Origin of the sequence: Streptomyces sp. Edi4 (assembly GCF_040253615.1) — a bacterium.
GTDB lineage: Bacteria > Actinomycetota > Actinomycetes > Streptomycetales > Streptomycetaceae > Streptomyces.
Map to the genome: position 1 here is coordinate 2,476,508 of NZ_JBEJGY010000004.1, position 18,339 is coordinate 2,494,846.

The 18,339-nt window shown below is 72.6% G+C and carries 17 protein-coding genes and 1 pseudogene; 5 read left to right on the forward strand and 13 right to left on the reverse strand.

Going from position 1 to position 18,339, the window contains the following annotated elements; translation table 11 throughout:
- Nucleotides 1–150: 150 nt before the first annotated feature.
- Both ABR738_RS13275 and ABR738_RS13280 read right to left on the reverse strand, forming a co-directional pair.
- Nucleotides 151–844: pseudogene (locus ABR738_RS13275) on the reverse strand (contact-dependent growth inhibition system immunity protein).
- Between the two features lie 24 nt (nucleotides 845–868).
- The gene (locus tag ABR738_RS13280; protein WP_502964081.1) at nucleotides 869–1,204 is read right to left on the reverse strand and encodes an RNase A-like domain-containing protein; all 336 of its coding nucleotides are present in this window, start codon (nucleotides 1,202–1,204) and stop codon (nucleotides 869–871) included.
- 301 nt (nucleotides 1,205–1,505) lie between these two features.
- Here ABR738_RS13280 and ABR738_RS13285 point away from each other — a divergent pair, with 301 nt between their 5' ends.
- The 3 genes from ABR738_RS13285 (at nucleotide 1,506) to ABR738_RS13295 (ending at nucleotide 4,455) form a co-directional block, all read left to right on the forward strand.
- Complete coding sequence (locus tag ABR738_RS13285) at nucleotides 1,506–1,772, forward strand: protealysin inhibitor emfourin (protein ID WP_350230181.1); 267 nt, start codon at nucleotides 1,506–1,508, stop codon at nucleotides 1,770–1,772.
- A 53-nt stretch (nucleotides 1,773–1,825) separates the two neighbouring features.
- A complete protein-coding gene (locus tag ABR738_RS13290) occupies nucleotides 1,826–2,659 on the forward strand; it encodes a GNAT family N-acetyltransferase (RefSeq protein ID WP_350230182.1) in 834 nt (277 codons plus the stop codon).
- Between the two features lie 344 nt (nucleotides 2,660–3,003).
- On the forward strand, nucleotides 3,004–4,455 hold the full coding sequence (locus tag ABR738_RS13295) for a serine hydrolase domain-containing protein (protein WP_350230183.1): 1,452 nt from the start codon (nucleotides 3,004–3,006) through the stop codon (nucleotides 4,453–4,455).
- 18 nt (nucleotides 4,456–4,473) lie between these two features.
- Here ABR738_RS13295 and era read toward each other — a convergent pair whose 3' ends face one another.
- Nucleotides 4,474–5,427, reverse strand: coding sequence for a GTPase Era (gene era, locus ABR738_RS13300; RefSeq protein ID WP_350230184.1), 954 nt, complete (start codon nucleotides 5,425–5,427; stop codon nucleotides 4,474–4,476).
- Nucleotides 5,428–5,840: 413 nt separating this feature from the next.
- On the opposite strand from era, the gene ABR738_RS13305 reads away from it, so the two are divergent.
- Complete coding sequence (locus ABR738_RS13305; RefSeq protein WP_350230185.1) at nucleotides 5,841–6,611, forward strand: SDR family NAD(P)-dependent oxidoreductase; 771 nt, start codon at nucleotides 5,841–5,843, stop codon at nucleotides 6,609–6,611.
- A gap of 57 nt (nucleotides 6,612–6,668) precedes the next feature.
- Here ABR738_RS13305 and ABR738_RS13310 read toward each other — a convergent pair whose 3' ends face one another.
- From ABR738_RS13310 to ABR738_RS13330, 5 genes are all read right to left on the reverse strand, one after another.
- Nucleotides 6,669–7,709 (reverse strand): WxL protein peptidoglycan domain-containing protein, encoded by a 1,041-nt coding sequence (locus ABR738_RS13310; protein ID WP_350230186.1) that lies wholly within the window; start codon nucleotides 7,707–7,709, stop codon nucleotides 6,669–6,671.
- 61 nt (nucleotides 7,710–7,770) lie between these two features.
- The gene (locus tag ABR738_RS13315; RefSeq protein WP_350230187.1) at nucleotides 7,771–9,090 is read right to left on the reverse strand and encodes a beta-xylosidase; all 1,320 of its coding nucleotides are present in this window, start codon (nucleotides 9,088–9,090) and stop codon (nucleotides 7,771–7,773) included.
- Between the two features lie 275 nt (nucleotides 9,091–9,365).
- A complete protein-coding gene (locus ABR738_RS13320) occupies nucleotides 9,366–9,848 on the reverse strand; it encodes a hypothetical protein (RefSeq protein ID WP_350230188.1) in 483 nt (160 codons plus the stop codon).
- Nucleotides 9,849–10,426: 578 nt separating this feature from the next.
- A complete protein-coding gene (locus ABR738_RS13325; RefSeq protein ID WP_350230189.1) occupies nucleotides 10,427–10,771 on the reverse strand; it encodes a cytidine deaminase-like protein in 345 nt (114 codons plus the stop codon).
- A gap of 42 nt (nucleotides 10,772–10,813) precedes the next feature.
- Nucleotides 10,814–11,635 carry a helix-turn-helix transcriptional regulator gene (locus tag ABR738_RS13330; protein WP_350234555.1) on the reverse strand — a complete coding sequence of 274 codons (822 nt, stop codon included), beginning with the start codon at nucleotides 11,633–11,635 and terminating at the stop codon, nucleotides 10,814–10,816.
- Nucleotides 11,636–11,779: 144 nt separating this feature from the next.
- Here ABR738_RS13330 and ABR738_RS13335 point away from each other — a divergent pair, with 144 nt between their 5' ends.
- Complete coding sequence (locus ABR738_RS13335; RefSeq protein ID WP_350230190.1) at nucleotides 11,780–13,267, forward strand: MFS transporter; 1,488 nt, start codon at nucleotides 11,780–11,782, stop codon at nucleotides 13,265–13,267.
- A 33-nt stretch (nucleotides 13,268–13,300) separates the two neighbouring features.
- On the opposite strand, the gene ABR738_RS13340 is transcribed toward ABR738_RS13335, so the two are convergent.
- The 5 genes from ABR738_RS13340 to ABR738_RS13360 all read right to left on the reverse strand — a co-directional run bounded on the left by ABR738_RS13340 (nucleotide 13,301) and on the right by ABR738_RS13360 (nucleotide 17,745).
- Nucleotides 13,301–13,654: an MmcQ/YjbR family DNA-binding protein gene (locus tag ABR738_RS13340; RefSeq protein ID WP_350230191.1), complete on the reverse strand. Its 354-nt coding sequence runs from the start codon at nucleotides 13,652–13,654 to the stop codon at nucleotides 13,301–13,303.
- Nucleotides 13,651–14,952, reverse strand: coding sequence for a hemolysin family protein (locus ABR738_RS13345; protein ID WP_350230192.1), 1,302 nt, complete (start codon nucleotides 14,950–14,952; stop codon nucleotides 13,651–13,653). Before ABR738_RS13345 ends, ABR738_RS13340 begins: the two co-directional genes overlap by 4 nt.
- A complete protein-coding gene (gene ybeY, locus ABR738_RS13350; RefSeq protein WP_350230193.1) occupies nucleotides 14,949–15,452 on the reverse strand; it encodes an rRNA maturation RNase YbeY in 504 nt (167 codons plus the stop codon). The genes ABR738_RS13345 and ybeY overlap by 4 nt, the downstream gene beginning before the upstream one ends.
- A 13-nt stretch (nucleotides 15,453–15,465) precedes the next feature.
- Complete coding sequence (locus tag ABR738_RS13355) at nucleotides 15,466–16,503, reverse strand: PhoH family protein (RefSeq protein ID WP_350230194.1); 1,038 nt, start codon at nucleotides 16,501–16,503, stop codon at nucleotides 15,466–15,468.
- A gap of 174 nt (nucleotides 16,504–16,677) precedes the next feature.
- A complete protein-coding gene (locus tag ABR738_RS13360) occupies nucleotides 16,678–17,745 on the reverse strand; it encodes a carbohydrate kinase family protein (RefSeq protein ID WP_350234556.1) in 1,068 nt (355 codons plus the stop codon).
- Nucleotides 17,746–18,339: the final 594 nt, after the last annotated feature.

The window sequence follows — 18,339 nt, forward strand, 5'->3', positions numbered from 1 at the left end:
AGGCCCTCGCCGCGGCAGCTAAGGAGAAGCAGCCCGATACGCATGATGCCGCAGCCTAGCCGAGGGACCGCGCGAGCGCCGGTCCCGTATCAGCATGCGGGACGCGGAAGTCAAATCGCCCAGGACGTGACATATGCCACGGCCAGGGCTTCACCCCTGGGCGCCCTCCCGCACCCCACGCGTACGGTCACCCCCGCCCAGCTGGGCCGCGACGCGCGCCAGCCAGCCGCTGGGCGCGTACGGTGCGGGCGGGTCGACCTCCATGCCCAGTTCCGCCACCGCGAGGGCGCAGGCGGACTCGTCGAGGACCAGAGCGAGCAGTTCATGGATCTCGCCGGCGAGGCGGGCCGTCAGCTGGGGGTCCGTCTCGGCGATGTAGTCGGCGACTGCCGCGTCGTGATCCGCGAACTCCTCCGGCATGTCCTGGGAGAACCAGCCACCGAGGAACTGGGCGGTCTCCGGGAAGCGGGCGTGCCACTCCCAGTGCGTCTGGGGGGGCACAGGGCGCCGGAACCTCACCTTCCTCGATGCTGCGCCTGATGTGGTCCGCGAGGAGACGCAGCCAGTCCTGGATCTCGTGCTCCGGCAGACCGACGTCCGCAATCGCGTAGAACTCGCCCAGGCGCACGCGCAGCCGCCCCGGAGGGCGGAGCGAGTATTCACGCAGCTGCTGCTCGGCGGCCGCGAGCGCCCATGGCCGGGTGTGCCAGGCATGGCGGAGGTACGCCGTGAGGGCCGCGCCGGGCGCGCCCTCGGTGTCGTCCGCGGGCTGGCCCGCGTACGCGCGCAGCACCTGGTCCAACTCGCCGTAGCGGCGGTCGTGTTCGAGCGGGTTCATGGGCACGGTTGCTGCGTCCTCAACAGGTGATCACAGGTATACGGGGAACGAGGCATGCACGACGAATCCGTGCGGACTGGTGGCGTCCCGCTTGAGGACCACCCGTGCGGCACGCACGTCGACGGGGTCACGGCCTGCCAGCAGCATCGCCTGGAGCAGGACTCGACCGACCGGACCCGGGCGCGAGGGCCACGTGGCCTCGATCGTGAGCCGGGGGCGGGTCGACTGGGCGAGCCACCGATGGACGTGCTGCTCGCTCGCCGTGACGACCTGCTGCGTGGCCCATTGGGCGGTTTCGCGGTCTGCGACAGCGAGTTGAGGTAGTGCTGCTGGGGGTACGGGTACACCTGCGCGGCCTTGCCCCACCGGAACGCGTGCTCGAGCATAGGGCGGACGACGTGCCAGACCACACTCGAGGTCGGGGACCGAACCGTAGGCGGGCGCTGAATCCCTGTGCGGCAGTGCCGTAACCGCCTGCGTCCGGGTACGCCCCGAGCTCCGTGAGCAGCTTCTTGGCGCCCCCGTCGAACGGCATCTGCTCACACGCGAACCCTGCGGCCACCTCGTGCCGCTACGACGGCCGCGTGGGGGCCCGCAGGCGCGCGTGTGTCGGCCACCCTCGGGTGATGTGGTGACGGGGGCTCGCGTCGGCTGCTAGACAGAGGGCATGCGTATCCAAGTGTGTCGGTCAGGCGGGTTCGCGGGGATCGAGCGGCGGGCGGAGGTGGACACCTCCGGGCTGCCCGATGCCGAGGAGTGGCGGGCGCTGGTGGAGGCGGCGTTCACGGCGGGGTGTGCCCGGCCGGTGGCGGGGGTGCCGGACGGGTTCCACTATGTGATCACGGCGGACGGCCGTACCGTGCACTGCGCCGACCCGGACCTGACGGACGCCCAACGTGAGCTGATCACACGGGTGTTGAAGGAAGGGGCGTAGCGCCGGGCGGAAAAGGGCGGGTGCCGGCCGGTGCGTCCTGCTTGGATGCCGCCATGACGACCCGTTCCACCACCCAGTCCTTCCACCCCTCGCTCGACGCCCTTGAGCGCTACTACGATGCCGCGCCCAGGAGTGCGGCGCGCGTGGAGGACTTCGGTCCGCTCACCCTCTTCGTCCGGGAGGGCGCGGGGTGGCCCTTCTACGCGCGGCCGACGCCTGGGCATCCGGGGCCGGTCACGGCCGCCGACGTGGACGCGGTGCGGGCCCGGCAGCGCGCGCTCGGCGTGCCCGAGGCGCTGGAGTGGGTCGCCGAGGTGAATCCGGGGCTGCGCGCGGCGGTCGAGGAGTCCGGGCTCGGCGTGCACGAGCACCCGCTGATGCTCCTGGATCCCCAAGCGCCCCCGGCCGAGCCGCACCCCTTGGTCCGGGTGCTCGGCGCGGGTGATCCGCTGCTGCACGCCGCGCTCGTCGTGCCCCGGCTGGCGTTCGCCGCGCCCGGTACGGACGTGGGCGGGGCCGGGGTCGGCGAGTTGACCGCCGCGATCGTGGCTCATGCCGGTGACGGCTTGGCCCAGCAGGTCGGCGAGCGGATCCGCGCGGGCCGCACGGCGGTGGCGGCCGCCGTCGAGAACGGGCTGCCGCTCTGTTCCGGCATGCACAATCCGGTGGGGCAGGTCAGCGAGATCGTCGCGGTGGGCACGCTGCCGGCCGCGCGACGCAGGGGCCTTGGGCGCGCGGTGACGGCGGCGCTGGTCGCCGACGCGCGGGGCGCGGGCGCCGCGACGGTCTTCCTGTCGGCGGGCGACGCCGACGTGGCCCGGATGTACGCGAGCCTGGGCTTTCGCCCGGTCGGCACGGCCCTGATCGCCGAACCGGCCGGTTCCTGACGGCGGTTGTGCGGCAGCAGGCGGCGGGGGCCGCTCCGGTCGTCGAAGTCGAGGGTTCCTGACGGCAGTTGTGCGGCCGCACCCGGCGAGCGTCGCCCTGATCACCGAACCCGCAGGTTCTTGACGGCAGTTGGGCGCCCGAGGCCCGCCAGTCCGGGCCGCACCGCCTCGCACCGCGCCGTTCCGAGCCGCGCCGCCCCACCCCACCCCGTCCCACCCCGCCCGTCCCGTCCCGCCCGTCCCGCCCCGCAAGATCACCTCTTGCCCTGCGCACACCGTTCTGCGTACAGTGTGCGCAACAAGGGAACGGTGTACGCACGCCGTTGATCCGGGAGGGGAACCCGATGTCGAAGAACGTCAGCTGGGACGAGCGGGGGCAGTGGAGCGCCGAGGGGGCATGGGGGGCCCAGGGCTCGGACGGCGAGCGTTTTCACCTGGACGCCTGGCAGGCGAGGCTCGATCAGCTGCGCAGGAAGCACCACGTCCCCGGCGCCACCCTCGCCGTGCTCGCCCACGGCAGGATCCACGAGCTGGCCGGCGGGGTGCTGCACACCGGCACCGGCGTGGCCGCCACCACCGACTCGGTCTTCCAGCTCGGCTCGCTGGCCAAGACGTACACCGCGACCCTCGTCATGCGGCTGGTCGACGCGGGAAAGCTCGATCTGGACGCGCCGGTCCGCGAGGTGCTGCCCGACTTCACCGTCGCCGACGACGAGGCGTCCCGCACCATCACGCCCCGGCAGCTGCTCTCCCACACGAGCGGTCTGACGTGCGACTTCACCTTCGACTCGGGGCGAGGGGACGACTGCCTGGAGCGGTATGTGGACGCCGCGAGCGGCGTCGCCCTCGACTGCCCGCCCGGCGCCGCCTGCTCCTACAGCAGCCTCGGCTTCAACGTGCTCGGCCGCATCGTGGAGGTTTTGACCGGCACGACGTGGGACCAGGCCCTCAAGGACCTGCTTCTCACGCCGCTCGGCCTCACCCACACGATGACGCTGCCCGAGGAGGCGCTGGCGTTCCGCGCCGCGATGGGCCATCTCGGCGAGTACGGCGAGGACCCCGTCCCCGCTCCGGCCTGGGACCTCATGCCGCGTTCGGCGGGGCCCTACGGCCGGGTGCTGGCCACCGCCGGTGACGTCGCCCGGCTCGCCCGGATGCACCTGGCGGGCGGCGCCGCCCCGGACGGGACCCGGCTCCTGAGCCCCGCGAGCGTCGCCGCGATGCGAAGCCGTGAGGTCGACTCCCCCGACAAGTGGACCGTCCACGCCGACGGCTGGGGGCTCGGCTGGACGCTGTACGACTGGAACGGCGTCCAGGGCTTTGGGCACGACGGTGCCTCGATCGGCCAGTACGGCTTCCTGCGGGTGGTGCCGGGCGCGGACGTCGCGGTGGTGCTCCTGACCAACGGCGGCGACGCGCGCCGGCTGTACGAGGACCTGTTCGCCGACCTGCTGCACGAGCTGGCCGGCGTGCGGATGCCCGCGCCGTTCGGACCGCCCGCCGAGCCGGTCGCGGTGGACTTCGCGCCGCTCACCGGCACCTACGAGCGTGAGGGCGTCCGCATCACCGTCTTCGAGCAGGACGGCGGGCCGCACCTGGTGTACGAGTTCACCGGCGGCATGAAGGACTTCTCGCCGCCGCTGCGGATGGAGCTCGTGGCGGTGACGGACACGGTGTTCGCGGGGGCCGGCTCGGGGGCGTACAGCGCGGACTGGATGCCGGTCGTCTTCGCCACCCTGCCGGACGGCACGGCCTGCTGCTGCATCGGCATGCGCTGCGCCCCGAAGGTCGCCTGAACCGCCCCCGCGACGGGGCTAGAAACCGAGCTTGCGCAGCTGCTTGGGGTCGCGCTGCCAGTCCTTGGCGACCTTGACGTGCAGGTCGAGGAAGACCGGCGTGCCCAGCAGCGCCTCGATGTGCTTGCGGGACTTCATGCCGACTTCCTTCAGGCGCTTGCCCTTGGGGCCGATGATGATGCCCTTCTGGCTCGGCCGCTCGATGTAGACGTTGGCGTGGATGTCCAGGAGCGGCCTGTCGGCGGGCCGGTCCTCGCGCGGGATCATCTCCTCCACGACGACCGCGATGGAGTGCGGCAGCTCGTCCCGTACGCCTTCGAGCGCGGCCTCGCGGATCAGCTCGGCGACCATCACCTGCTCGGGCTCGTCGGTGAGGTCGCCCTCGGGGTAGAGCGGGGGGCTCTTGGGGAGCATCGGGATGAGCAGGTCGGCGACGAGGTTGACCTGTACGTCGCCCACGGCGGAGACCGGCACGATCTGGGCCCACTCGAAGCCGAGCTCCGTGGAGAGCTGGTCCACGGCGATGAGCTGTTCGGCCAGTGTCTTGGAGTCGACCAGGTCGGTCTTGGTGACGATCGCGATCTTGGGGGTCTTCTTGATCCCGGCGAGTTCCTTGGCGATGAATTTGTCGCCCGGGCCGAGCTTCTGGTCGGCGGGCAGGCAGAAGCCGATCACGTCGACCTCGGCCCAGGTGGTGCGGACCACGTCGTTCAGGCGCTCACCGAGCAGGGTGCGCGGCTTGTGGAGCCCGGGGGTGTCCACGAGGATCAGCTGGGCGTCGGGGCGGTGCACGATGCCGCGCACGGTGTGCCGGGTGGTCTGCGGGCGGTTGGAGGTGATGGCCACCTTCTGCCCGACCAGAGCGTTCGTGAGGGTGGACTTGCCCGCGTTGGGGCGGCCGACGAAGCAGGCGAAGCCGGCCCGGTGGGTGGGGTCGGTGGCGGGGTCGGCGGCAGGGGTGCGAGCGCTCATGCGGCCATTCTCCCCGATCCCGACCCCGTCGCCGCCCAGCCCCTCCCAATCCGGCCCCCCGGGCTCCGCCCCGGACCCCGATCGCACCTGAAGGGCGCTCGTCCTCGAACGCCGGACAGGCTGAGGGTGCCCACGCGGGCCCACGTCGGATGCTCAGGGGCGCGGGGAACTGCGCGCTCAGCCACGCACGGTCGGCAGCCGGAGTCACTGGGGCTCCGCCCCAGACCCCGTTCGCGCCTGAAGGGCACTCGTCCTCAAATGCCGGACAGGCTGAGGGTGCCGGAGCGGGCCAGCACCCACCCCGCCAGGGGCGCGGGGAACTGCGCGAACGGGTTGAGGGTCCCGGTGCGGGTCAGGATCGGATACTCAGGGGGCGCCGGGCGTCCATGTCGGGGGGCGGCATCATGATCCGTATGGATGATGTCACCCCCACCCGCCGCCGCGTGCTCGTCAGCGGCGCCTCCCGAGGCCTGGGCCGTGCGCTCGCCCAGGCCTTCGCCGACCACGGCGACACCGTGGCCGTGCACTTCGGCGCCCGGCGCGAGGAGGCCGAACAGACCCTCGCCTCGCTCGCCGGGACGGGCCACGTGCTGGCGGGGGGCGACCTGTCCACCCCGCAGGGCGCCCGCACCGTCGCCGAGACCGCGAGCGAGGGGCTCGGCGGAATCGACGTGCTCGTCAACAACGCCGCCGTGAATCTCCCGCACCCCCTGGCCACCACCTCCTACGAGGACTGGGCGGCTGCCTGGCAGAGCCACGTCTGCGTCAACCTCCTCGCGACCGCGAATCTCAGCCACCTCGCGGCGCGCCGCATGATCGAGCAGGGCACCGGTGGCCGGATCATCAACGTCGGCTCGCGCGGCGCGTTCCGCGGCGAGCCCGACCACCCGGCCTACGGGGCGACGAAGGCGGCGGTGCACGCGCTGGGCCAGTCCCTGGCCGTGCACCTGGCCCCGTACGGGATCGGCGTCGCCTCCGTGGCCCCCGGGTTCTTCGAGACAGAGCGGGTCGCCCACCGGCTGAGCGGCGCCGAGGGCGAGGCGATCCGCGCCCAGAGCCCGTTCGGCCGGGTGGCGACGCCGCAGGAGATCGCGTCGGCCGCGCTGTGGCTGGCGTCACCGGCCGCGGAGTGGGCCTCGGGGACGGTCCTCGACCTCAACGGGGCTTCGTACCTGCGGACATGAGCCGGACGTGCGCCGCACCCGCGCCGGACGTGAGCAGGACGTGAGCCCTCACTGGGCTCATGTGTCCGCGGACGTGAGCCGCGCCGACGGGCGCCGCGCCGCCGTCCCGATGGCCCGCCGGCGTCGCCCGGCGCGGCGGCGTACGACTCGGTGCGCCGTGAAGGCGAGGGCTGCGGCCGCGAGGACGACCAGAGCGAGCCAGGGCAGGGCCAGGAACGACGCGCCGGCGGAACCCTTCGCGTCCTTCGCGCTCGCCGTCAACGTGACGTGTCCCCAGTCGAGTTGGGGGGAGCCACGCCAGGTCTCGGTGAGCGTGACCCGCTGGCCGGGCAGCAGCTCGGCGGGGACCGCGGCCGGGTCCCGGCTGAGCAGGGTCCGCCCGAACAGACCCGTGGCGCGCAGCGCGACCTTCGGGCTGAGCGTGACGTTGCCCCGGTTGTGCAGCGTGTACGTGATGTCGGTGCGGCTCTCTCCGGCGCCGGGCACCAGCGGCCGGTGCTGGCTGAGCCGGACGTTCTCGACGGCGAGCGCGGGCACGGTGGGCCCGCCGACGCGCAGATAGACCCGGGCGCCCACGGCCTGCCGCAGACCGACGGCGACCTTGCCACTGGCGGCGGGGCCCGGCGCGATCCGGTCGTCGAGCGCGACAAGGGCGCCCACGTGGTCGCCCGGCTCGGCGTCCTCGGGCACGGCGAGGGTGAAGGGCACGGCCAGCGAGGAGCGGGCCGGTACGGTGATCGCGCTCCGCTCGGGTCTCACCCAGGCCCCCACCCCGCTCTGCTTCTCCTGCTCGGCGCGCACGGCGAACCCGCCGTCGCGCTCGGTGTTGTACGCGTCGGCTCCGTACAGCCGCAGATTCAGGGGCGCCGCCGTCTTGTTGGTGACGGTCACCTGGTCGCGGAGGGTGGCTCCGGGGGCGGCGGCGAGGTAGAAGTACGGGCGCGCGGACGCTCCCGAACTCGCCGGATACACCGACCAGTTGCCGTTGTCGGCGGCGCGGGCCAGGGGCGCGGACAGCAGGGCGAACGCGGCGAGCAGAGCTGGCAGAGCGAGCAGAACGGTCAGGAGGAGGGCTGGGAGCGCGAACGGCTTGCGCACGGTGCGAGACCCCCGGGGACGGGTGGGCCGGCCGGGTGCGCGCCCGGCCCACGGGTGGACATCAGGTGAGGGTGAGGGTCAGTACGCCGCTGTAGGCGCCGGGCGGGGTGAACGCCGGCACGTCCAGCGAGAGCTTCGCGTCCACGCTGAACTCGCCACCGGTGAGCGCGCCGTTCGGGGTGGAGGCGAGGGTCGCGCCCGCGCCGCCCACGGTTGTGGCCGAGCCCGCGACGCACACGGACGGCGAGCCGGCCTTGGTGGCGCAGGCGGGGGTCCAGCTGAGTCCGCCGGCGTCGATGGAGCCGCCGGGACCGGTGAAGTCGGTGACCTTGCCGGTCAGGGACCAGCCTGCGGGGCCGCCGCGGAAGTCCTGGACCGTCACCGTGTTCAGGGCGCCGGTGGAGGCGCCGCCCCTGCCGAAGTCGACCGCGCCGAGACCGACGCTGTCACCGGCCTGGGACATCGAGAGCGTGCCCGCGTTCACGGCCGTGGTGAGCTTCTGGCTCGGGCCGGCCGGCGGCGGCGTGCCGGTCACCGTGTACGCCACCGGGCCGGCCCCGGCGGCCGGGTCCCAGGACGCGCCTTCGTACGCCACGATCCCGGTGGTCGCCGGGTCGGTGATCTTCGGCCGTGCGGTGAACGCGCCATTGGCGTCCGACTTGAAGGTGATCTTGTCGGCGGTGGTGGCGGTGCCGTTCCAGCCCGCGACGGTGACGTCGGCGTTCGGGGTGAATTTGGACCCGGTCACCGTGGTGCGCTCGCCCGCGTTGCCCGACGCGGGGTCGGCCGTGATGGCCCGCTCGTTGACCTGTCCGCCGCCGTCCGTGACGTCGACCGTCCCGGAGACGGGCGCGGGCGGGTTGGTCACCGTACAGGGGGTGTCCAGCTCCATGATGTAGCTGGTGTGGATGTTGTAGTCGCCGGGCGACAGGGTGATCGCGCCGGCCTTGGTGGCGGTGAAGCTGCCGCTCATGGAGAACGCGGGGAAGGCACCCTTGCCGGGTACGGGGTCGTTCTTCTTGGGGCCCGTCACGTCCACGGTGCCGCTCTGGGCGCCCGCCAGGACGACCTTGCCGGTCGGGGTCATGATGTCGGCGGGCAGGGCGATGTCGACGGGGTTGCTGGCGGCGGGCTTGTTCACCGTGTACGTCACGGTGACCTTGTCGCCCACCTTGGGTGAGGCGTTGTCGACGGCGACGGTCGCGTTCGTGGTGCCGTCGATGGGCGGGATGCCGGCGATGGCCGGCGGGACGCAGTGCGTGGCGAAGTCGACGGGCGTCGCGGCCAGCGCGTGCGCGGGTGCGGCGAGCGCGCCGGTCCCGGCGGCGAGTGCGACCGCCCCCAATACGGCGGCCATACGCCGTCTTCGACGGTTCGACATGGGCGGGCCCCCTTCGTGAAGTGGCACAGCGCGGCTCGGCTGCGCCGGCAGGGGCCCATTGACGGCTCGGCATGAAGAGAAGTCAATGGCATCCCGGCGCAGCGACTGATGGCCCATCAGATACTGTCAAGGTCCCACGCCCTGGCGGCATTTCACGCATCTTCGCACCGCCGACCGCTCGACGACGCGGGCGCGCGGAAGCCGGCGCCGCGTGGGGCGGCGCCGGCTCCTTGCGTGCGGTGCTGGGGTGAGCGGTGGTCGAGCAGGGTGCCGGGTCAGAACACGAACGGGCCCGGGGCCTGCGAGGTGGTCGCGTCGCAGTTGACGGTGATCCCGAAGATCACCATCTTCAGGGCGGTGCCGGCGAAGTAGGAGTTGAGGCTGTCGCCGGCGGCGACGGTACCGCCCAGCGGGCCGATCGTGACCGAACTGCCCGCCGGGAGAGCCGGGTTGGCCTTGCCGCTGAAGACCCTGGTGCCGCCGCCGGCCTTGGCGAGGGTCAGGGTGGCGCTGATCTGGTTGGCGCCGACCGAGATCGGGGTGGTGACGGCCGAGGTCAGCGTGATGGTCGCGGCCGTACCGCTCTGGGTGGCGGTGAGGGTGGCGCCGCCACCGCCCCAGGTACCGCAGTCGTACGTGGCGGTCGCCGTGGTCGGCGTGACGGCGGCGGCGCTCGGGGCGAGGGCGAGGCCTGCGGCGGCCACCGCCCCCACGGCGAGTGCGGCCCGCGCGACCGGCCTGCTGGTGCTCTTGCGCATGATTCCCCTTCCCCTTGCAGGGAGTTGAACGTCTGCCGCGTCGTCGGCGCCGGGCCGCGCGTGCGGGGCCGGGTGCCTGTGCCGCGCGTCCACCGCCTGCCCCGGTGGCCCACGCGCACGGGTGCGCGGGCGTGCGGGCATGGCTCTGCCGGGGAGGGGGTGCGTGGTGGGTGCGCGGGGGGTGTGGCCGACGCCGGTGCGGGGTTGCGGCTCTGCACCCCGTGCCGGTTCCGTCCCGGGTTGGCTGACGGGCCGTCGGGTCGACTGCCGTCCATTGATGCGCGGGGCTCTTGGGATTGCAAGCCCCACCACGTTGATTGTTGGCCCGGGCCCACCCCTGCGCAGTTCCCCGCGCCCCTAGGCCCCGGCCGTGCGTGGCTGCTCGCGCCGTTCCCCGCGCCCCTCAAACCCGGCCCCCGCGGACCATGCGTGGCTGGGCCCGCAGTTCCCCGCGCCCCTCAGACCGACGTCGTCCGGCCGCCGTGCGTGGTTGCTCGCGCCGTTCCCCGCGCCCCTAACCCCCCGTCCCTACGGGCCGGGTTGGTTCGGAGGGCAGGGGGCGGGTGTCTTGGGGGGGGTCAGAACGTTCCGGTTACTTCTCCGGAGGGGGTTGCGAGGAAGAGGGGGGTGGCGGGGCCGCCCAGGTCTCGTACTGCCGCCACGTCGGCCTCCGTCGGCTGGGGCGATCCCGTCACCACCACCGCCGCCTCCAGCGACTCCGCCCCGCTGGCCACCGCCATCGCCACCGCCGTCCGCAGCGCGGACAGCTTCAGAGAGGGCAGCTCCACCGTGCCCGCCACATACGTACGGCCCGTCTCGTCGCGCACGGCCGCACCCTCGGCCACGCCGTTGCGGGCCCGGGCGCTGCGCGCCAGCGTGATGATCTTGCGGTCCTCGGGCCCGAGTTCGGTGCTCTGTGTCATGCCCCGAGCATAAGGAGTGCCCCGCGCGCCCGCGCCGGGGGCTCAGCCCGCGATCGGGTACATCGACCCGCGCCGCCCCTCCGGCGAGGTCAGCCACTCCAGCTTCTCGGCGGTGCCGGTGTTCGGCAGCGGAGTGTGCAGCACGATCACCAGGTCCGGGCGGGCGGGGACGCGCAGTTGCGTGGACTCCACGTGCAGCGCGCCGACCACCGGATGCTCCATCTCCTTGCGCAGCTGCCCGCCGGACTGGACGTCGCGCCGCTCCCACAGCTCGACGAACTCCTCGCTGAGCTCCATCGCCTGCTCGATCACCGCCTGGAACCCCTCGTCGTCGGGCCGCTCCGAGCACGCCGCGCGGAACTGGGCGACGACGTGGCAGGCGATCTCCTCCCAACGCTTGGCGCGGGCACGGTAGATGGGGTCGCAGAAGAAGGCGAGCAGACAGTTCTGCACGATCTCCGGACGCATCCCGAGGACCAGCGAGGCCGCGTCGTTGTACATGACCGTGTTCCAGTACGCGTCCATGATGTGCGCGGGGAAGGGCATCCACGCGTCGATGAGGCGTTGCAGACCGTCACACATGGCGGCGCCCGCCGGGTCCACCTGGGGGGCCGGCGGGTTGAGGCCGGCCAGGACATACAGGTGGCGGCGCTCGGCGCTGGTCAGCTGGAGCACCCGGCCCACCGCGTCCAGCACCTGAGGCGAGACCGTGATGTCGCGGCCCTGCTCCAGCCACTGGTACCAGGAGACCCCGACGCCCGCGAGCACGGCGACCTCCTCGCGGCGCAGGCCCGGCGTGCGGCGACGGGCCCCGCCGTCGGGCAGCCCGGCCTGCGCGGGTGTGATCCGCGCCCGTCTGCTCATCAAGAACTCGCGCAGCTCGCTGCGGCGGCGTTTGTCGACCGGTGTGGCCACGGACTCCCCCTGAGAAACCGGCTGCCTGGTGGTGCCACCAACAGGATAAGTTCCCACTCTCCACGGACATTCCCGGGCCGCGAGGGTAGGGCCATGGCGATCGACACCCCGACCACTGATCCCGGGCCCCACGCGGCGGCCCCCGCCCCTTCCGCTCCCCTTTCCTCCCATTCGGACACCGGCACCGGCACCGGCACCGGCACCGGCGCCGACACGGCACCGGCCCGGCTCAGCCGCCGGGCCAGGCTGGTCCTTTTCGTGCTGTGTGCCGCCCAGTTCATGGTGGCGCTCGACTTCTCCGTACTGAACGTGGCGCTGCCCGTGCTCGGCGACGACCTGGGCCTGAGCCGGTCCGCGTTGCAGTGGGCCGTCACCGCGTTCGCCCTGCCGTCGGGCGGCTTCCTGCTGCTGTTCGGCCGCGTCGCCGACCTCTTCGGCCGCAAGAAGCTGTTCCTGGCCGGCCTCGCCCTGTTCGGTTCGGCCTCGCTGCTGGCCACCCTCGCCTGGGACCCGGCGTCCTTCCTGACCGGGCGCGCCCTTCAGGGTCTCGGCGCGGCCGCCATCGTGCCGACCGGCATGTCCCTGCTGACCACGACGTTCCCCGAGGGCCCGCTGCGCGACAAGGCGCTCGGCATCTCCGGCACGCTGCTCTCGCTGGGCTTCACCATCGGGATGGTGCTGGGCGGCGTCATGACCGACACCCTGGGCTGGCGCTCCACGATGGGCCTGCTCGTGGGCTTCGCGGCGATCGTCCTGGCGCTCGCCCCCGGCCTGCTGCCCGAGTCGCGCACCCCTGAGCGGCCGCGCCTGGACGTGCCCGGTGCGGTCACCGTCACCGGCGGTCTCCTGGCACTGATCTACGCCCTGTCCTCGGCGGCCCAGCGCGGCTTCGGCGGCGTGGACGTGTGGGGCACCCTGCTCGCGGGACTGCTCCTGCTCGCCGCCTTCGTGATCGTGGAGGCGAAGGCGTCGGCGCCGCTGGTCTCGCTGCCGATGCTGGGGCGCCGCACGGTCGCCTGGGGCAACGTGGGCGGTCTCGTCACCTTCTCGATGATGTCGACGGTGATCTTCGTCCTGACCCTCTACCTCCAGGACATCCTGCACCTGTCGCCGTTCAGGACCGGTCTTGTCTTCGGCGTCCAGGGCCTCGCGTCGGCCTTCGCCGGCACCCGCGCCGCCCGCCTGATCGGCCGCTTCGGCGCCCGGCGCGTCCTGGCCGGCTCGCTGCTCGGGCAGGGTCTGTTCATCGCCGCGCTCCTGGGCATCGGCACCGGCGCCGGCGCTTTGCTTGCCACCGTCGCCGTCTCGCTGGCCAGCATGTGCCACCTGGGCGCGATCATCTCGTACGGGATCACGGTGACCAGCGGCGTCCCCGACGAGGAGCAGGGACTCGCGACCGGCCTTGTCACCACCACCCAGCAGGTCGGCATCACCGTCGGCATCCCGCTGCTCGGTGTGCTGGCCACCACGCAGACCTCGCTGTTCGACGGGGTGCGTACGGTCCTGGCGATCGACGCGGCCATCGTGCTGGCGACGGCCGCGCTGGCGGCGGTCGGTCTCGGGCGCCGCGGGAAGGCCTGATGGGCCCCGGTCCGGTGGGCCGCGGCGGGCCGGTCAGGGGCGGTCGAGCCGGAGCCGCTGCGCCTTCGGCAGGCCGGCCACCACCAGATCGTAGGAGTCCTCGATGAGCTCCCGGACCATCCGGTCCGGGAGCCCGGCCACGTCCACGGTGTTCCAGTGCCGCTTGTTCATGTGCCAGCCCGGCACGATCGCGGGGTGCTCCTCGCGCAGCCGTACCGCGTCGTCGGGGTCGCACTTGAGGTTGATGGTCAGCGGCTTCGCGTCGAGCGCGGTGAGCGCGAACATCTTCCCCGCCACCTTGAAGACCGAGGTCTCCGGGTTGAACGGGAACTCCTCGGTCACGGCGTTGAACTCCCGGCAGAACGCCCGCAGTTGCTGAGGTGTCATCTCGCGCCCTCCTTCTCCTCCGCCTCGCTCACCGACGGCTCCACGAGCACAGTGACGATCTTGTTGCGCCGGCCCGCCGGGGATTCCGCCGTCAGCCGCAGCTCGCGGCCGTCCGGCAGCGCCACGCGCGCCGAGGCGCCCGCGATGGGAACCCGGCCGAGAGCCTTGGCGAGCAGTCCCCCGACCGTCTCCACGTCCTCGTCGTCGAACGCGTCGAACCCGAACAGCTCGCCCAGGTCGCCGATGTCGAGGCGGGCGGTGACCCGGAAGCAGCCGTCCGCGAGCTCGGTGACCGGGGGCAGCTCGCGGTCGTACTCGTCGGTGATCTCGCCGACGATCTCCTCCAGGATGTCCTCGATGGTGACGATGCCGGCGGTGCCGCCGTACTCGTCGATGACGACCGCGACGTGGCTGCGCTGCTGCTGCATCTCGCGCAGCAGGTCACCGGCGTTCTTGGTGTCGGGCACGAAGGCGGCGGGGCGCATCGCGGTGGAGACGAGGTCGGCCTCGCTGTCCCGGTTGATGTGCGTCTTGCGCACCAGGTCCTTCAGATAGACGATCCCGACGATGTCGTCCTCGTTCTCGCCGGTCACCGGGATCCGGGAGAAGCCGGAGCGCAGGGCGAGTGTGAGCGCCTGGCGGATCGTCTTGTAGCGCTCGATGCACACGAGGTCGGTGCGCGGAACCATGACCTCGCGCACCAGGGTGTCGCCGAGCTCGAAGACGGAGTGCACCATGCGGCGCTCGTCGTCCTCGATCAGGGATTCCCGCTCGGCGAGGTCCACCAGGGCGCGCAGTTCGGCCTCGGAGGCGAAGGGGCCCTTGCGGAAGCCCTTGCCCGGGGTCAGCGCGTTGCCGAGCAGGATCAGCAGCTGCGGGACGGGACCCATGACCCGGGCAAGCGGCAGCAGCACGTACGCGGCCGCCGTCGCGGTGTTCAGCGGGTGCTGGCGGCCGATGGTGCGCGGTGAGACGCCGACGGCGACGTAGGAGACGAGCACCATCACCGCGATGGCGACCAGCAGCGCCGCCCATGTCTGGGCGAACTCCTCCAGGCAGACGTAGGTGACCAGGACGCCGGCGGCCATCTCGCAGGCGACCCGCACGAGCAGCGCCACATTGAGATAGCGCGTGGGGTCGGAGGCGATCTGGGCGAGCTTGGCGCTGCCGCGCCGCCCGGTGCGGACCGCCTCCTGCGCGCCGAAGGAGGACGTACGGGCGAGCCCGGCCTCGGCGCAGGCGGCGAGCCAGGCGACGACGACCAGCGCGACGGCACCGGCGATGAGCTGCCCGGTCATGAGACGGTCGGCGCAGGGGAGGGACCGGTGAGGCCCTTCTCCGCGCGCCAGCCGTCGACGATCGCCGCCTGGAGGCCGAACATCTCGGCCTTCTCGTCCGGCTCCTCGTGGTCGTAGCCGAGCAGGTGCAGCACGCCGTGGACGGTCAGGAGCTGAAGCTCCTCGTCCATGGAGTGCTGCGTCTCGGCGTCCTCGCCCTGCTTCTTGGCGACCTCGGGGCACAGCACGATGTCACCGAGGAGCCCCTGCGGGAGCTCCGCCGCGTCGTCGGCCTTGGCCGGCGGGCGCAGCTCGTCCATCGGGAAGGACATGACGTCGGTGGGGCCGGGCAGGTCCATCCACTGGATGTGCAGCTGCTCCATGGCTTCGGCGTCCACGACGATCACCGAGAGCTCGGAGAGCGGGTGGATCCGCATCCGCGTGAGGGCGTAGCGGGCGATGTCGAGGATCGCCTGCTCGTCGACCTCGGTTCCGGATTCGTTGTTGACGTCGATCGACATGGTGCGCTCTGCTCTACTTCCCGTTCCGGCCGCGCCGACCTTCGTGGTCCTGGCGGCTGTCGTACTGCTCGTACGCGTCGACGATACGGCCGACGAGCTTGTGCCGGACGACATCCTGCGAGGTGAGCCGGGAGAAGTGCACGTCATCGACGCCTTCCAGGATCTCCTGGACCTGGCGCAGACCACTCTTGGTGCCGCTGGGCAGGTCGACCTGGGTGACGTCACCGGTGATGACGATCTTGGAGTCGAAGCCGAGGCGGGTCAGGAACATCTTCATCTGCTCGGCGCTGGTGTTCTGCGCCTCGTCGAGGATGATGAACGCGTCATTGAGCGTGCGACCCCTCATGTACGCCAGTGGGGCGACCTCGATGGTGCCGGCCGCCATCAGGCGGGGGATGGACTCCGGGTCGAGCATGTCGTGCAGGGCGTCGTACAGCGGGCGCAGGTACGGGTCGATCTTCTCGTAGAGCGTGCCGGGCAAAAAGCCGAGGCGTTCGCCGGCCTCGACCGCCGGGCGGGTCAGGATGATCCGGGTGACCTGCTTGGACTGAAGGGCCTGGACCGCCTTGGCCATGGCCAGATAGGTCTTGCCGGTGCCGGCCGGGCCGATGCCGAAGACGATCGTGTGCTTGTCGATCGCGTCGACGTAGCGCTTCTGGTTGAGCGTCTTGGGGCGGATGGTGCGGCCGCGGTTGGAGAGGATGTTCTGCGTGAGCACTTCGGCGGGGGTCTCGCCCTCGGCGTCCCCGTTGGCTGCGCTGCCGCTCGCGCGGAGCATGGCGACCGAGCGTTCCACTGCGTCCTCCGTCATCGGCTGTCCGGTGCGGAGCACCAGCAACATCTCGTCGAACAGGCGCTGCACGAGGGCGACTTCCGTCGCGTCTCCCACGGCGCTGATCTCATTGCCCCGTACGTGGATGTCGGCCGACGGGAAGGCCTTCTCGATCACGCGCAGCAGGGAATCGCTCGACCCCAGGACGGTCACCATGGGGTGCTTGGCCGGGATGGTGATCTGGGCGTGCGCCTGCGGGTGTGTGGGTGTCTGCGTCATGGGCCGGCTCTGTGGCCTGCACATACCTCCGTTGCAGGGTTCTCGCCGCTCGAGAGCCTCTGGGTTACCAAGCGTACGACTTGCCGCGGACGTGGCCGAGAGGTTTTACGCCCTGGGCCTGCCCGGGGGCGCCCGGGGCGGGCTCCGCCCCGTCGGCGAGGCGGGGCCGCCCGCTCAGGACGGGGGGCGGAAGCCCAGGGTGGGCAGGGCCCGGCGCAGGGGCCAGGTGCGGGCCGGGCCCGGCAGGAGGGCGGTCAGGAAGGCGTAGCGGCGCAGGGCCGCCGGGTCCTGGTCGGGCAGGGTGCGCACCCGCTCCCACCAGCTCGCGATCTCCGCCCAGCCCGGCGCCGAGAGCGAACCGCCGAACTCCTGGACCGACAGGGCCGCCGTGAGCCCCGCGAAGGCGAGCCGGTCGGCGAGCGGCCAGCCCGCCAGGGTGCCGGTGACGAATCCCGCCACGAAGACGTCGCCCGCGCCCGTGGGGTCGAGGGCCTCCACCTCGATGGCCGGGACGTCCGCCGTCTCGCCGGTCGCCGCGTCCACCGCGTACGCGCCCTCGGACCCCAGGGTGACCACCGCGAGCGGCACCTTCTCGGCCAGCGCGCGGGCCGCTGCGCGCGGGCAGTCGGTGCGGGTGTAGCGCATGGCCTCGGCCGCGTTGGGCAAGAACGCCTCGCAATGGGCGAGGTCGGCGAGCGCCGCGAGGTCCCAGCGCCCGGAGTCGTCCCAGCCGACGTCCGCGAAGATCCGCGAACCGGACCGCGCGGCGTCCGCGATCCACGCCTCGGGGCGGCCGGGCTCCAGGGAGGCGACGGCGGCCCGTGCGCGCGGCGGGCAGCTGGGCGCGGACACCTCGTGCGGCGCCTCGTGCCCGTGCGTGACCATCGTGCGTTCGCCCTCGTACGCCATGGACACGGTGACCGGGGAGTGCCAGCCGCGCACGGTGCGCGAGAGCGACAGGTCGATGCCCTCGCCCTGTTCCAGCGCGTCCCAGCAGTACTCGCCGTAGTGGTCGTCCCCGAAGGCCGCGGCGAGTGAGGTGTGCAGGCCGAGCCGGGCCAGCGCGGTGGCCATGTTGGCGACGCCGCCGGGGCTCGATCCCATGCCGCGCGCCCAGGACTCGGTGCCGCGCACCGGGGCGGAGTCGAGGCCGGTGAAGATGATGTCGAGGAAGACGGTGCCGGTGAGGAAGACGTCGCAGGGCGGGTCGCGGGGGTCGCGCAGCCCGTCTAGCGGGTCCAGTGGCGAGGAGGGGCGCGGCTGGGCCGTGGAGGCGTGGCGCCGCTCGCCGTGGGGCCCGCCGGGGTCGCCGGGACGCCGCCGGCCGGCCGGCGCCGGAGCGTTCACGCCCGCGCCCGGCTCCGCGGGGCCGGGCCGGTGCTCGCCGGGGGGTTCGGGCGCGCGGTGGTCGTGGGGGGTGGGCGGCTGCTCTCTGCTGGGTGGTGTCGTCACGGCGGGCTCTCCGTTCGCGTACAGATCTGGCAAGTCTGCCCGATCCGTGGGCGGGGGCGGCCGCGTCGCGTTCGCGCCAGGGTGCCGTCGTGGTCGAGTCGGCGCCGGTGCGGCTCGGGCCGGTTCACACCCGAGGGTGTTCAACAAGGTGAACGGCCCATTGAGGCTACGGCTGGTGGTTGCCCTGGACGTTGAGGGGCGGCGGCGCAGACCAGTGTGCGTGCGGTGCGGGCGGTGCGTGTGGCGGGCGTGGCGTATGTGACGTGTGTGGAGCGCGCATCCCCGCGGCCTCTTCTCACGAGCCCGTCCAGAAGGGGGAATTGAGACTACGTGTGTGAACGAGGGCGGCGTCGAGGACCGGCCCGACGGGCCACTGCGGGCCCG

Excerpts from the sequence above, each read along its gene's own strand:
- ABR738_RS13285 (WP_350230181.1), top strand. The coding sequence starts at position 1,506 with ATGCGTATCCAAGTGTGTCGGTCAGGCGGGTTCGCGGGGATCGAGCGG.
- ABR738_RS13290 (WP_350230182.1), top strand. The coding sequence starts at position 1,826 with ATGACGACCCGTTCCACCACCCAGTCCTTCCACCCCTCGCTCGACGCC.
- ABR738_RS13295 (WP_350230183.1), top strand. The coding sequence starts at position 3,004 with ATGTCGAAGAACGTCAGCTGGGACGAGCGGGGGCAGTGGAGCGCCGAG.
- era (WP_350230184.1), bottom strand. The coding sequence starts at position 5,427 with ATGAGCGCTCGCACCCCTGCCGCCGACCCCGCCACCGACCCCACCCAC.
- ABR738_RS13305 (WP_350230185.1), top strand. The coding sequence starts at position 5,841 with ATGGATGATGTCACCCCCACCCGCCGCCGCGTGCTCGTCAGCGGCGCC.
- ABR738_RS13315 (WP_350230187.1), bottom strand. The coding sequence starts at position 9,090 with ATGTCGAACCGTCGAAGACGGCGTATGGCCGCCGTATTGGGGGCGGTC.
- ABR738_RS13320 (WP_350230188.1), bottom strand. The coding sequence starts at position 9,848 with ATGCGCAAGAGCACCAGCAGGCCGGTCGCGCGGGCCGCACTCGCCGTG.
- ABR738_RS13325 (WP_350230189.1), bottom strand. The coding sequence starts at position 10,771 with ATGACACAGAGCACCGAACTCGGGCCCGAGGACCGCAAGATCATCACG.
- ABR738_RS13330 (WP_350234555.1), bottom strand. The coding sequence starts at position 11,635 with ATGAGCAGACGGGCGCGGATCACACCCGCGCAGGCCGGGCTGCCCGAC.
- ABR738_RS13335 (WP_350230190.1), top strand. The coding sequence starts at position 11,780 with ATGGCGATCGACACCCCGACCACTGATCCCGGGCCCCACGCGGCGGCC.
- ABR738_RS13340 (WP_350230191.1), bottom strand. The coding sequence starts at position 13,654 with ATGACACCTCAGCAACTGCGGGCGTTCTGCCGGGAGTTCAACGCCGTG.
- ABR738_RS13345 (WP_350230192.1), bottom strand. The coding sequence starts at position 14,952 with ATGACCGGGCAGCTCATCGCCGGTGCCGTCGCGCTGGTCGTCGTCGCC.
- ybeY (WP_350230193.1), bottom strand. The coding sequence starts at position 15,452 with ATGTCGATCGACGTCAACAACGAATCCGGAACCGAGGTCGACGAGCAG.
- ABR738_RS13355 (WP_350230194.1), bottom strand. The coding sequence starts at position 16,503 with ATGACGCAGACACCCACACACCCGCAGGCGCACGCCCAGATCACCATC.